Below are 13,250 nucleotides of genomic sequence, written 5' to 3'. Positions count from 1 at the left end.
GTCATGCCGCCTGGCTCCGGCCGGAGCCGGCGGTGGCGTCCCGGTACCAGTACTCAAGGGTCAGGACATGCCACAGATGCTTGGAGAAGTCCCGCTGCCCGGCGGCGTCCTCGGCGACCATGCGGGCCAGCGCGTCACGGCGCAGGATCCCGGAGTTGACGAGCACGCCGTCGTTCACCACCTCGCGCACCAGCGGTGCCAGGTCCCGGCTCATCCAGGCACGCAGCGGGGCGCTGAACAGGCCCTTGGGCCGGTAGACGATCTCCCGGGGCAGGATCGAGGTGGCCGCCTCCTTGAGGGCGGCCTTGCCCTGCCGTCCGACGATCTTGCGGTCGCCGGGTACGGCGAACGCCGCCCTGACCACCTCGACGTCCACGTACGGCACCCGCACCTCGGTCGACGCGGCCATGCTGGAGCGGTCGGTGTAGGCGAGGTTCAGGCCCGGCAGGAACATCCGGGCGTCGGCCAGGCACATGCGGTTGACGAAGTCGTCGAGGTCGTTGTCCTCGTAGGTGTCCGCGTGCTCGGTCAGCACGTCGTCGACCGTCCCGGCCAGGTCCGGATTGACCAGGGCGAGCAGTTCGTCCTGGTCGTACATGGTGTAGCTGCGCCGGAACGCGGTCTCTTCCGGCAGATCGGCGAAGGAGAGGAACCGCTTCGCGAAGCGCACCGACCGGTAGCCGCGGCGGGCCGTGGCGACCGGCAGCCGGTCCACCGTCGCCGACAGGCCGCGCCGCAAGGGTCGCGGGACGCGCTGGTAGCGCAGCGCGAGCACGTTGGCGAGGTGCTTGCGGTAACCGGCGAACAGCTCGTCCGCGCCCATGCCCGAGAGCATCACCTTGACCCCGGCCTCCCGGGCGGCCGAGCAGATCAGGAAGGTGTTGATCGCGGCGGGATCGCCGATCGGCTCGTCCAGGTGGTGCGTCATCCTCGGCAGCAGGTCCAGCACGTCCGGGGCGATCTCGATCTCGTGCAGGTCGACGCCGAACTGCTCGGCCACCTGCCGGGCGTAGCGCAGATCGTCCGGCATCGCCTCGAACTTGGCGTCCTCGGCGCGGAACCCGATCGTGTAGGCGGAGATCCCGGGCCGGTGGCGGGCCGCCAGTGCGGTCAGCCAGCTGGAGTCGAGACCGCCGGAGAGGAAGGTCGCCACGGGGACGTCGGAGAGCAGATGCTGCCGGGTCGACTCCTCGACGACGGCGGCCAGGTCCGGCACATCACCGCTGCGGGCGCGCTCCCGCCCCTCGGCGGCGACGTCCTTGAGGTTCCAGTACCGGCCGCGCTCGATCCGGCCGTCGGGCCGGCACCGCAGCCAGCTTCCCGGCGGCAGCTTCTCCGCCTCGCTGAACGCGCAGCGCGAGTCCGGCACCCAGTAGTACAGCAGCGAGGCCACAAGGGCCGCATGGTCCACTTCCAGCGTTCCGCCGGTCACGGCGGCGAGCGCCTTGAGTTCGGAGGCGAACATCAGGCCCCCGCCGCGCCGGAGCAGGAACAGCGGTTTGATGCCGAGCTGGTCGCGGGCGAGCACCAGCTCACCGGTCCGCTCGTCGAAGACGGCGAACGCGAACATGCCGCGCAGCCGGGGCAGGCAGTCCGTGCCCCAGCGCCGCCAGGCCTCCAGGAGCACCTCGGTGTCGGAGGTACCGCGGAAGCGCACCCCGCCGGCCGCCAGCTCGGTACGCAGTTCGGGCGCGTTGTACAGCTCGCCGTTGTACGTGAGGGCGAGGCCGTCCGAGACCATCGGCTGGGCGCCGGTCTCGGACAGGTCGATGATGGCCAGCCGGCGGTGCCCGAGCTGCACTTCGCCGTCACCGGCGAAGTGGCCGTAGCGGCCCGCCCCGTCCGGACCGCGGTGGGCGAGGACATCGGTGAGCCGGTCGGTCACGGCCTTTCCGTCCGGCCATCGGTAAGTGCCTGCGATGCCACACATGTTCTACCTGGCCTCCTGGTCGCTGTACGGGACGCGTGCGGCCGTCGTCGAGGGCCGTTCCGTCCACGGCCTACCCGCCCCGTGCTGCCGGGCGGGCCGCTCATGTGCGCCGCGCGGCGCGGTGTGCGGCCCGTCCCACAGCGTGCCGTCGGTCCGGTCGCGCGGATCGGGGTCGATCAGCACCACACCGATCACCGGGATGCGCTGGTCCGCGAGCTGCCGCGCCACGGTGTGCAGCCAGGCGGCGCTGCCGTGTCCGGCCCGCACGACGAGCACGGTCCGGCTGCCGAGGTACTGGAGGTCGGTCCACGCCGTGCCGGGCGCGACCGAGCCGACGCCGAGCCGGCGTGCCTGCTTCGGCACGGCCGCGGCGTCCTCGCCCCTGACCACGGTCGGGCCTCCCGGCTCCTGGCGGCTGTGGGCGAGTTCCCGGCCGGGCAGTCCGTCGATGACGACCACCGGCCCCTCCGCCGCCAGTGCCCTGGCGACGTTCAGGGCGATCACGCTCGTGCTGCGTGCACAGCCCAGTTCCAGCAGTGACACCGGTTCCGCGGAGCCGCGCACGGCGCGGGTCAGGGTCGCGGTGAGCCGTTCGCGGGCCGCCCGGGTCCTTCGTGGCCGCCACAGCCCGGCCGACCAGCGGGGTAGTGAGCGCAGCTCCGCGACGACCGAGGCGCCCAGGTTCGCCGCGATCTCCCGGCGCAGTACGGGTCGGTCCGCGACCACCGTGCCGACCGCGGCCACCCCGAGGCCGAGGACGAGCCCGAGGACGAGCCCGATCACGGCGTTGGTTGCGGCGGATCTGGGCAGGGAGTGCTCGACCGCGCGCGGGGCGTCCACGATCTGGGTGCCTGCGATGACCTTGGGTGTGCCGGTGCGGGCGTCCGCGGCGCGCTGGTCGAAGTCGGCGATACGCGAGTTGAGCAGGGCCCGGCGGGCGAAGAGGGACTCAAGGGTCGCCGACGCCTGCGGGTCGCTCTCCGGCGAACGGTCGCCGATCGCGTTGTTGACCTCGGTCAGCTCGTCCCGCATGCGGTCGCGCTGGTCGAGCAGGGCCTTGGCCTCGGCCTGCGCGGCTTCCCGCATCCTTCGCACATGGTCCGCGACGAACGCCTCGGCCAGCGCCTTGGCGCGGGCCACCGCTTCCTCGTCGCTCTTGCCCGTCACATCGATCTGCAGCAGGTTGTTGGTCAGGCCGGTACCCCGGTAGTCCTTCATGAAGTCCTCCGGTTCTTCCGGGGACCTGAGGGCCTGCAGGGCCTTGTCGGCTATCCGGGTGGTGCCGAGCAGCGCGACGTCGGTACGGATGAGCGTCCCGGTGTCGTTCGGCTGGTCCTCCTGATGCACGACCAGCACCTTGGCCGTCGCGCTCGGCGGTGGCGGCAGCAGGACCGCCACGGCCGCGCCGAGCAGCAGCCCCAGCAGTGCCACGGAACCCCAGAGGCGGCGGCGCCTGCGCACCGCCACGACCAGCGCGTGCAGGTCGAGCAGCGGAGTGGCGGCCGACGACTCCTCGGTCGTAGTCGTCGTCATGCCGGACCTCCCGTCGTGTTGCCGGGAACCGCGAGCGCCAGAGGGGTGTTGTCCGCGGGCCGGTCGGCAGTCTGCGTCGGCCGGGCCCGGACCGTGCCGGCGACGACGATGCCGACGACCTCGTGTCCGGCGTCCGCGCAGGCCTCGGCGACGGCGGCGAGCTCCCCCGCGGTCCAGCTGCCCGCGCTGAGCACGACCAGGACGCCGGACTCCGCGTCACGGTCGGGCACCATCGGCTGGGACACCGCGACGTCCACCACCCGCAGCACCGGATCGCTCTGGGCCTCGGCGACGAGCTGATCGGCGGCCCGGCGGGCGGTTCCGTCGCCGTCCGGTACGACGACGAGCAGCCGCCGGGGGGCCGGCAGCTGGTTGCGCAGACGCACGCACACCCGCCGGTAGCGGATCCGCCGGCCGGCCTCGTCGCCGTAACTCTGCGGGTCCGGGACGTCCCACCGGATGTCGACGCCGAGGAACCGGCGGATCCGGGCCGACCGGCCACCACTGTCCTGCGGCCGGTGCGCGGGCCGTTCCTCGGGCACGTCGACGGTGCCGAGGAGCGTCGAGCCCAGTGCCGCGGCTATCTCGGGTTCGGTGCGCAGCCGCCGGTTCATCCGGGCGGCGGCGAGATGGGTGATGACGGTGAGCAGGAACGCCAGCAGCGCCCCGCCGACGATGAGTTGCACCCTGGTCGGTGGCGCCTCGCCGGTCGGCCGGGCCGCCGGTCCCATGACCACCATGCCGGCCTTGTTGGTCGCCGGGTCGGCCTCGTCCAGTTTCTGCATGGCCTCTTCCAGCGCTGTGCGCAGATTCGCGAGCGCGGTGCGGGCCTGCACGCTCTCCACGGTCTGTCCCGGATCGGCGGCCTTGGACAGGTCGGTGATCCGGCGGTTGGTCTCCTCCACCTGCTGCCGCAGGGCCTCGGGACCCGTGGCCGCGTCGGAGTCGGTGCTGTCGCCCGCGACGCGCGCGGCGAAGGTGACGAACTGCTGGGCCGACCGGTCGGCGAGCCGCTGGGCGCGCTCCGGGGTGTCGGCCGTTCCCGAGATCTTGATGATGTTGCCGTCGGCGGCCGCGGCGCTCACCTGGTCCCGCAGGTCGCCGCCGCTGACGCCCTGCCAGTGGAGCGTGGCGGCCACGCGGTCGACCACGACCGAACTGGTCGCGATCTCCGCCTGGGTCAGCAGTTCGCGCTCCTCCCACTGCCCCGGCAGCAGGACCGATGCCGACGCGGTGTACTTCGGCGGGAACAGCACCGAGGTGCCGTAGCCGACGAGCGCGCCCACCACGACGAGGAGGGCGATCAGCCGTCGGCGCCTGCGGAGGATCCGCCCGATCGTGACCAGGCGTATCGTGTCGTCGCTCAACGGAGCGGCCTCCTCCCTGTGCGGGCGGGGCCGCCCGCCGACACCGGAGTGCGGTCGCGGCAGGCAGCGGTGTAGGCGGCGAGCAGCGCCGCTTGCGAGTTCCGCCAGGAGAGCTGTCCGCTGATCCGCTCCTGGCCGATCCTGCCCATCTCGGCCCGCTTCGCCGGATCGTCCAGCAGCAGCGCGACGAGCTTCGCGAACGCGGCCTCGTCGTTGGCGGGCGCGTAGACGGCGGCGTCACCGGCGGAGACGCGTGCCTCGCGGAGGTCGAACGAGACGATCGGCCGGCCCATGGCCATGTACTCCAGGACCTTGTTCATGGTCGACACGTCGTTGAGCGGATTGCGCGGGTCGGGCGAGAGGCACACGTCCGCGGTGGACAGGTAGCGCACCAGGTCGGCGTCCGGGATGCGCCCGGTGAACCGCACCTGCTCGGAGAGGCCGAGCTCCCGGGACAGTTCCACCATGGCGTCGAAGGCGTCGCCGGAGCCGACGAACACCGCGTGCCAGTCGGTCCGGCCGAGGTCGTCGCGCAGCTTCGCGAGGGCCCGCAGGGCGTAGTCGACGCCGTCCTGGGGGCCCATGACGCCCAGGTAGCACAGCAGATGGGGCTTGCCGCGCTTGAGTTCCGGCTCGGGCGGTACCGGCTGGAACCGGTCGGTCTGGGGCGCGCTGCGCACCACGAAGACGTCTTGTGGCCGCTGCCCGCCACGGCTCACCGCGACGTCCCGGTAGCTCTCGTTCGTAGCGAGCACGACGTCGGCGGCCCGGTAGGTCATCCGTTCCAGCGCGCACACGCCGCGGTAGAGCAGGTCCTCGCCGCGGTCGAACCGGGAGAGGTACAGCTCGGGCACCAGGTCGTGCTGGTCGAAGACGAACCGCGCGCCGCGCCGCTTCATCCACAGCGCGGGCAGGAACAGCAGGTCGGGTGGGTTGCAGGCGTGGACCACGTCGACCGGGCCGACCTTGCGGGCCAGCCGGAGCGTGTGCCACAGCGCCGATCCGTACTCCCGCAGATAGCCGGCCGGTCCTCCGGTGGCGGCGCGCAGCGGGTAGCGGTGGATGCGCACCCCGTCGATCACCGCCTCCGGCTCGGTGTCCCGCTTGCTTCCCCGCGGGCAGATGACGTGGACCTCCCAGCCCGCGTCGCGCAGCGTCGTGCACTCCTGCCAGACCCGCCGGTCGAAGGGCACCGACAGGTTCTCCACGAGGATCAGCGCGCGCCGGCCGGGCCGGTCGGTGCCGGCCGTGTCGTCGGACGATGTGTTACCAGGCAAGGCCCATGTACCCCGGTTCGGTCCGGCGCGCCTCGGCGTCGGGAAGGTGGATGAGATCGATGAGCACGGGGCCCTCGCCATGGGGCAGTGCCGACAGGACGGCCGGATCCCTGGTGCCGACCAGGCACACCTCGGCGTGGTCGAGCACCTCCTCGACGGAGTCCGCGAGGAGGTGTGCGAGGTGCGGCAGCCGGGTCTCGATGTACTCGCGGTTCGCGCCGAGCAGCCTGGACAGGCTGACGTTGGCGTCGTAGATCTTCAGGTCGTACCCCTTGCCGAAGAGACGTTCCGCCAGTTCGACGAGCGGGCTCTCGCGGAGGTCGTCGGTGCCGGGTTTGAAGGACAGCCCGAACAGTCCGGCCCGGCGTTTCCCGGTGCGCTCGACCATCTCCACCGCACGTTGCAGATGGGCGGAGTTGGAGGGCAGCACGTGGGACAGGATGGGCACCGAGACGTCGGCCCGCTGCGCCGCGTGGACCAGGCTGCGCAGGTCCTTGGGCAGGCAGGAGCCGCCGAAGGCGAAGCCGGGCCGCAGATAGGCGGAGCTGATGTTCAGCTTGCGGTCGGCCAGGAACACGTCGATCACCTGGTGCGAGTCCACCCCGAGCGCCTGGCAGACGGCGCCCAGTTCGTTCGCGAAGCCGATCTTGAGGCCGTGGAAGGCGTTGTCGGCGTACTTGATCGCCTCGGCCGTCGGGATCGGCACCCGGAACACCTCGCCCGGCAGGCCGTCGTACAGCGCCCGCACCGCGTCGCCGCTCGCCGGGTCGAGTTCGCCGATGACGGTCTTGGGCGGGTCGAAGAAGTCCCGCACGCTGGAGCCCTCGCGCAGGAACTCCGGGTTGACCGCGACCCCTACGTCCACCCCGGCCGTGCCGCCGACGTACTTCTCCAGGATGGGCAGCAGCAGGTTCAGGCAGGTGCCCGGGAGCATGGTGCTGCGGAACACGACGGTGTGCCGCCCGCCCCGCTCGGCGAGCGCGGCGCCGATCTCCTCGGTGACCCGTTCCAGGTACGTGGTGCACAGGCTGCCGTTGGCCTCCGAGGGCGTGCCCACGCAGACCAGCGAGATCTCGCTGCCCATGATCGCCGCACGGACGTCGTCCGTGGCTCTCAAGGCGCCGGTCCGTACGACGTCGGCGATGAGCTCGCCGATACGTTCCTCCACCACCGGGGCCTTGCCGTCGTTGACCAGGTCGACCTTGACCTGGTTGACGTCCACCCCGATGACCTCGTGCCCCATGCTGGCCAGGCACGCGGCTGATACGCAGCCCACGTAGCCGAGCCCGAAAACGCTGACCTTCATGATCCGTTTCTCCCCCCAGGCAGGCCTCCCGGCCCGCGGTCCGTGCGCCTACCGGCTTGTGAGCCGCAGTCCCCCTCGCATCAGTACGCCCCGTGTCCGTAGAGCACCGCGCGCAGCGTCTTCCACAAGATCACTGTGTCCAGGGCGAGCGACCAGTCCTCCACGTACCGCAGGTCGAGGCGGACGGCCTCCTCCCACGGCAGGTCGCTGCGCCCGCTGATCTGCCACAGACCGGTGAGCCCGGGTTTGACCAGCAGCCGCCGCCGGATGTCCGGGCCGTACGCGGCGGACTCCTCCGGCAGCGGGGGCCGCGGACCGACGAGCGACATCGATCCGGTGAGTACGTTGAAGAGCTGCGGCAGTTCGTCGATCGAGTACCGGCGCAGCACCGCTCCCAGTCGGGTCACCCGCGGATCCCGGCGGAGCTTGAAGAGCAGGCCGGCGCCTTCGTTGCGGTCGGCCAGCGCGGTACGGGCCCGGTCCGCCCCGGCGACCATGGTGCGGAACTTGTAGATGGTGAACTCGCGGCCGTCCTTGCCGACCCTGCGCTGGCGGTAGACCACCCCGCCCCGGCTGTCGAGCAGCACGAGCGTCGCGACGAGCACCAACAGCGGCGCGAACAGCATCAGCAGGATCGCCGCGCCCAGCCGGTCGACGACCCCTTTGACCGCCCGGCGGCCTCCGGTGAAGGTCGGCATGCTGACCCGTAGCAGCGGGATCCCGAGCACGGCGTCGACGTGCAGCCGCGGGCCGGCCACCTCCATCAGCACGGGGGCCACGACCATCTCGGCATCGCTGCCTTCGAGGTTCCAGGCCAGCCGCTGCAGCCGGTCCGGTGACCAGTGCGGGTCAGGCGTGACCGCGACGACACGGTAGCCGTCGCGGCGTACGTGGTTGGCGACGTCCGCCAGCAGGCCGACGACCGGCACTCCGTCCAGGTGGTCACCGTCGGGCCCGAGGCCGTCCGTCGTGCACACCCCGTCCACCCGCCAGCCGAGGTGCGGGAGCTTGCGGGCCCTGCTGATCAGGTCGCGCACGGTGTCCGGGCTCCCGGCGGCGAGCACCGGTCTGAGACACCGTCCCTCCTTGCGCTGTCTGTGCAGCCTGAGACGCAGCAGATAGCGCGCGATCATGGTGACGATCGCGATCGCCGGGATCGCGACGAAGATCCAGAGTTTGATGTTGCGCGAGGTCAGGGCGATTCCGCCGAGTGCCAGTACGACGGCCGCCGTGAACAGCGAGCGTCCGAGCCGGCGGAATTCCTCGGCGCCCTGGCCGAGTACGGCCGGAGCCCACGACCGGCTCACCGCGAGCGCTCCCAGCACCAGCAGCTCGGTGCCGAAGGCGAGAATCACCCATTTCTCGTGCCAGTTGGCCGCGTCCCGGGCCCCGAAGAAGTTGCCGATCGACGCCACCACGACGAAGGTGGCCACCGTATCGCTGATGATCACGGTACGGCGGTAGCGCTGTTCCCAGTCGACCGCGGGCCGGCTGATCGCCTCGTTCGCCAGCTGCCCGCGTGCCGACGGAAAAGGGTTGACTAGATCCCCCCGCTGCACAGAACCCCCCAAGGTCCCCAGTGATTCGACGTGCTCGCCTAACACCGCCCCTCCCCCCGGGAGGCCCCCGCCCCCCGCACCGGTTCTCCCCCCGAGAGGCCCCGCCCCCCGTGTCGCGCTGTTCTCTCTCCTCGGGAGGCCCCCGCCTCCCGCGCACGACAATGTCGACCGTTCACACGTTGCTTGGACACGCACCCCGGCTGCGGCGGACCGACAGGTCCCACCGGATTCTCAAGGTGCGCGGGAACCCGCCGAAACCCCGGGTGCTCCCCGCACCCGAAGGCCCTTACGGGCTTTGCAAATTGATCACTGCCACGTCTGGCGTCTAGGACGCGGCTCCAACCTGTTCGTGGCGCCAAACCTTTTGATCATTATTTGTCGTCATGTGTCCGAACAGCTGAAGCACGGTCAATCTAGACCATGAGGGCCGGTATGTAGAGGGGATGTGTGCAACTTGCGCTCATCTTTTGAGACTTGAGAGTGCCTTGACGAAAAACACACGCCGTGTGACCTGTGAAGTCCTCGATGAGCGGTAGACGCTATGCGCGTCGACTCCAGCCTCCGGCCGGGGCCTGCGTCGAACGTGGTGGCCGGTCACGTGGCCGTGGGGCGGGAGGTCCCGGTTGACCCGTGAAGGCGCTGGTCACGGAACCGGGCGGCTCCTTCCGCAGCGCCGATTCCGACGCCGCCGGAGGCATGACACGGCCGACAGGCTTGATCAACGGTGTCGCGCGGAGGCAGATCCGGAATTCCATGATCGCGCCGTCCGGGGCGCCGCCGACGGTATCGATCAAGCCGTCGATATCGGCTTCAACGACTCATTCGGTGAACGCGAAAGGCCTGTATTGACTGTACGTGTCCGGATGATGACCCAGCCCGGGTCGGCTGGAGCGTCGGGCCGGCAGCGTTGGCACGGGGCCGTGTTGGCACCGGGCCGTATCGAGGGCGCTGAGGACGAGTTCGGCTCGTCTGCCGGTGACGGCCGACCAGGGGGCTTCTGGTAGATCGCCGTAAATGCAGGAGCAGCGTTCGGGGCGCGCTCGGACGGCCCCGCGCGGAGGCCGGGGAAGCGCGCCGGGCGTCGCGACGCCTCTGACGTGTCCGGCCGGTCATGTGACCGCGAGCCCTCTCCGGTCGTATCCTCCGGCTACGGGAAGGACTCGTCCTCCCCAGCGCCCGCCACGTGGGCCCCGACGCGAGCAAGACCGACCCCAGCCCTCCGCACCCGCGACGGCGGCCTCCGCCGTCGCGACGACCCAGTCCCGTACACACGCCGGTCCGCAGGGCCGCCGCGCCTCGCGCACCGAGTCCGGCCAGACGGGCAGCACCATTCCATATCCACGCCCAGGGGGAACCATGAGCAACCCGCAGTACCCGCAGCAGCCCGATCAACCGCCGTCGGACTACGAGCTCGACGCATGGCGTGCCGTCCAGCAGTTCAAGGGCCGCCCACTGTCCCGAGCGATGAGAAACGCCGGCGAGCAAGTGGCCAACGGCGTCTCGGAACTCGGCAAGCGTGCCGCGAAGCAACTGGAGAACCACCCACGGGCGAAGTCTGCGCTTTCGCGGGGGCAGGGAGTCGTCGCCAAGGGCGCTCAAAAGGTCGGCGCGGGGGCGCGCGGAGCCGCCGACGCCCTCCCGGACTGGAGTGGCACTGCCGCTGAATCCGTACGGAAGACGGTGGGACGGGCCTCGCGGGCGGGCCTCTCCTCCAAACGCGTGGTGGCGCTCCACAAGAAGCGCGGGCACGGCGTCGAATCGCTGCTCGATCTGCGCCGCCTGGACCTTGAGCAGGTCGACGCGGTCCGTGGACGGGCGGCGAGTGTGTACTACCCGGCGGCAGCGGCGCTCTCGGGAGCGGGTGCGGGGCTGGTGATCTCCGGAGGACAGCTCGCCATCGCCGCTTCCGCCGGTGCCGCCGCAGCGCCTTCGGGAGGTGCGATCGCAGGCGCCTTCGTCGCCGATACCGCGGTCGTCCTCGGACTCGCCTCCCGGGCCGTCGGCCATGTCTCGCTGTTCTACGGCTACGACCCCGAAGAGCCCGCCGAGAAACTCTTCGTGATGTCCGTCGTCAACGTCGGGACGGCAAGCTCGGCCACCGCCAAGAACGCCGCGATGGCCGACATCTCGCGGCTCACCCAAGCTCTCTTCCGCGGCAAGACATGGGATGTCCTGAACGACGCGGTTGTCACCAAGGTCTCTCAGCAGTTCGCGAAGGCGTTCGGCTTCCGCCTCACCAAGAAAGGGCTCGGCAAGGCCGTACCCGCATTCGGGATCGTCATCGGAAGCACGCTCAACTGGACCACCCTGGAAGGAATCGTCGACGCCGCCGAGGTGGCATACCGACGGCGGTTCCTCCTGGACAAGTACCCGCACCTCGCTGACGAAGAGGCAGCCGGATCATTTCCCGACACCAGCCCTGACAGCCCGGACGTACCGGACGAGGCCGACGAGCAGATCAGCCTGCTCGACGAGATAGCCGAGGCGGGCGGACCCGACCTCCACTGATCCAGTGTCCCGGCGGTGTACGTGACCACGCGACCGCCGGGATGAACACAGCTCAGGCTCCCGCCGTGAACCCCACGAACCGCGACCACTCCTCACGCCCGACGGCGAAGTGCGGGCGGGTCACGTCCTTGGAGTCCCGTACGTGGATGGCCTGCTCAGTGAGGGCGACCTCCACGCAGTCGTCACCCTGGGTGCCGCTGTAGCTGGACTTGAACCAGGCAAGTTCCGTCGTGCTCATAGCTCTCCTCGCAGTCGCTCCAGCAGACCCCGCGAGTCTTTGGGGTTCAGGGCCTGCGAGCGCAGTGTGTCATAGCACTGGTAGAGGAGGCTCACCTCTTTCGCGTCGGCAATGAGGCGACCGTTCTGCTGCCCTTCGGAGTACGCGAGCCGCCGTCGCTCCGGGGTCTCCAGGAGCCGCATGGGGCCGTCCAGACACGCATGGAACTCCGCATCCAACGGCACCACTTGGAGCGTCACGTTCCGTGGCGCAGTGAGGTCCAGCACGTGGTCGAGCAGCCCTCGCGTCACCTCACACCCACCGAGCCGACGCCGGAACAGGTGCTCCTCGACGATGAAGCTGAACGGCATGTTCGGCCGCTCGTACAGCATCTTCTGCCGCTCCATCCGCGCGGCGACCTGAGCCTCCAACTGCTCATCCGACAGCGGCGGAACGCTGTTGTCGAACACCGTCCGCGCATACCCCTCCGACTGCAACAACCCCGGCACCAGCCGACACTCATACGTACACAGGCTCACCGCCCCCTTCTCCAGCCGGGCCCACCTCCGGAACCAGGCCGCCAACCCCGCCTCGCCCCGCGTCAAATGCCCGGCCGCCTTCCGCAGCGCCCCCGTGTTACCCAGCGCCTCCTCCGCTCGCTCCACGAACGACTCGTCCGGCATCCGTCTGCCCAACTCCACCGACTCCACGGTGTGCTTGGAGAATCTGACCCGCGTCCCGAAGTCCGCCCGACTGAGGCCGGCGTGCTCACGCAGGGCCTGGACGACGGCCCCGAAGGTCCGCAGGCTGTCGGAGGGATCGGGCTCGCGTTCCAGGTCGCAAGCCGTCACATCACTGCTGTCCGGCATACGCGGCCACCTCCAGGTGCGTACGTACGGTGCGGCATCGCCGCGATCAATCCACCCAGGGTGACGGCAAAATCGACGTACTGTCTACACAAAGTGTCCGTACGCTCACGCAGCGTACGGGTCTCGCCTCTGGAACACGCTTCCGCCCGCCCGCGACAGTGGCCTCATGAACGCCACCACCCCCCGACTCGCCGCCCCCACCGTGCACACCTTCACGCAGCGGCTCTCCTCCACCCGTCGCGGCGCCCGCCTCGCCCGGCTGCTCGTCGTCGAACAACTTCGCGCCTGGCCGGTGTCACCCGGCGTGGCCGACCGGGCCGAACAGATCGTCGCCGAGTTGGCCGCCAACGCGGCGCTGCACGGCTGCGTACAGGGCCGCGACTTCCAGCTCCGTCTCACGCTCGACACCGCGACCGATACCGTCCGCATCGCGGTGACCGACGCGCGCGGTGAATGGCTGCCCGCCCTGTCGGTGGACTTCGAGACACCGCCGGACAGTGAGTCGGGGCGCGGCCTCATCCTCGTCACCGCCCTCGCGGACCGCTGGGGCACGGATCCGTATCCGCCCAGCGGCAAGACCGTGTGGGCCGAGTGCGCCATGGAAGCGCCTTGATGTATTCCCGGCTGAGCTGGGAGGAATTCGGAGAGTATTCCTGGGCTGAATGACTTACCTGGAGCCGAAAG

Annotated in this window: 11 protein-coding genes; 3 read left to right on the top strand and 8 right to left on the bottom strand. The window is 70.4% G+C overall.

What is annotated here, in order from left to right:
* Position 1: 1 nt before the first annotated feature.
* The 6 genes from asnB to ACIOKD_RS24235 all read right to left on the bottom strand — a co-directional run bounded on the left by asnB (position 2) and on the right by ACIOKD_RS24235 (position 8,972).
* On the bottom strand, positions 2 to 1,930 hold the full coding sequence (asnB, locus tag ACIOKD_RS24260) for an asparagine synthase (glutamine-hydrolyzing) (RefSeq protein ID WP_402087619.1): 1,929 nt from the start codon (positions 1,928 to 1,930) through the stop codon (positions 2 to 4).
* A 3-nt stretch (positions 1,931 to 1,933) separates the two neighbouring features.
* Positions 1,934 to 3,463 (bottom strand): Wzz/FepE/Etk N-terminal domain-containing protein, encoded by a 1,530-nt coding sequence (locus ACIOKD_RS24255; protein WP_402087616.1) that lies wholly within the window; start codon positions 3,461 to 3,463, stop codon positions 1,934 to 1,936.
* Positions 3,460 to 4,830 carry a Wzz/FepE/Etk N-terminal domain-containing protein gene (locus tag ACIOKD_RS24250; protein ID WP_402087613.1) on the bottom strand — a complete coding sequence of 457 codons (1,371 nt, stop codon included), beginning with the start codon at positions 4,828 to 4,830 and terminating at the stop codon, positions 3,460 to 3,462. Before ACIOKD_RS24250 ends, ACIOKD_RS24255 begins: the two co-directional genes overlap by 4 nt.
* Positions 4,827 to 6,107: a glycosyltransferase family 4 protein gene (locus ACIOKD_RS24245; RefSeq protein WP_402087610.1), complete on the bottom strand. Its 1,281-nt coding sequence runs from the start codon at positions 6,105 to 6,107 to the stop codon at positions 4,827 to 4,829. Before ACIOKD_RS24245 ends, ACIOKD_RS24250 begins: the two co-directional genes overlap by 4 nt.
* Positions 6,097 to 7,413 (bottom strand): nucleotide sugar dehydrogenase, encoded by a 1,317-nt coding sequence (locus tag ACIOKD_RS24240; RefSeq protein ID WP_402087607.1) that lies wholly within the window; start codon positions 7,411 to 7,413, stop codon positions 6,097 to 6,099. The genes ACIOKD_RS24245 and ACIOKD_RS24240 overlap by 11 nt, the downstream gene beginning before the upstream one ends.
* 80 nt (positions 7,414 to 7,493) lie before the next feature.
* Complete coding sequence (locus ACIOKD_RS24235) at positions 7,494 to 8,972, bottom strand: sugar transferase (protein ID WP_402088130.1); 1,479 nt, start codon at positions 8,970 to 8,972, stop codon at positions 7,494 to 7,496.
* A 630-nt stretch (positions 8,973 to 9,602) separates the two neighbouring features.
* On the opposite strand from ACIOKD_RS24235, the gene ACIOKD_RS24230 reads away from it, so the two are divergent.
* Together ACIOKD_RS24230 and ACIOKD_RS24225 are read left to right on the top strand one after the other, a co-directional pair.
* Entirely contained in the window at positions 9,603 to 9,821 is a 219-nt protein-coding gene (locus ACIOKD_RS24230) for a hypothetical protein (protein ID WP_402087604.1), read from the top strand.
* A gap of 507 nt (positions 9,822 to 10,328) precedes the next feature.
* Positions 10,329 to 11,480, top strand: coding sequence for an EcsC family protein (locus ACIOKD_RS24225; RefSeq protein WP_402087602.1), 1,152 nt, complete (start codon positions 10,329 to 10,331; stop codon positions 11,478 to 11,480).
* Positions 11,481 to 11,532: 52 nt separating this feature from the next.
* On the opposite strand, the gene ACIOKD_RS24220 is transcribed toward ACIOKD_RS24225, so the two are convergent.
* Positions 11,533 to 11,718: a DUF397 domain-containing protein gene (locus tag ACIOKD_RS24220; protein WP_402087599.1), complete on the bottom strand. Its 186-nt coding sequence runs from the start codon at positions 11,716 to 11,718 to the stop codon at positions 11,533 to 11,535.
* Entirely contained in the window at positions 11,715 to 12,566 is an 852-nt protein-coding gene (locus tag ACIOKD_RS24215; protein ID WP_402087597.1) for a Scr1 family TA system antitoxin-like transcriptional regulator, read from the bottom strand. Before ACIOKD_RS24215 ends, ACIOKD_RS24220 begins: the two co-directional genes overlap by 4 nt.
* Positions 12,567 to 12,732: 166 nt before the next feature.
* On the opposite strand from ACIOKD_RS24215, the gene ACIOKD_RS24210 reads away from it, so the two are divergent.
* Positions 12,733 to 13,179, top strand: coding sequence for an ATP-binding protein (locus tag ACIOKD_RS24210; protein ID WP_402087594.1), 447 nt, complete (start codon positions 12,733 to 12,735; stop codon positions 13,177 to 13,179).
* The last annotated feature ends 71 nt before the right edge of the window (positions 13,180 to 13,250 follow it).

Origin of the sequence: Streptomyces sp. NPDC087844, from assembly GCF_044742785.1 — a bacterium.
Classification (GTDB): Bacteria; Actinomycetota; Actinomycetes; order Streptomycetales; family Streptomycetaceae; genus Streptomyces.
Note: the sequence above shows the minus strand (reverse complement) of the source record. Positions and strands in the feature narration are given on the sequence as shown.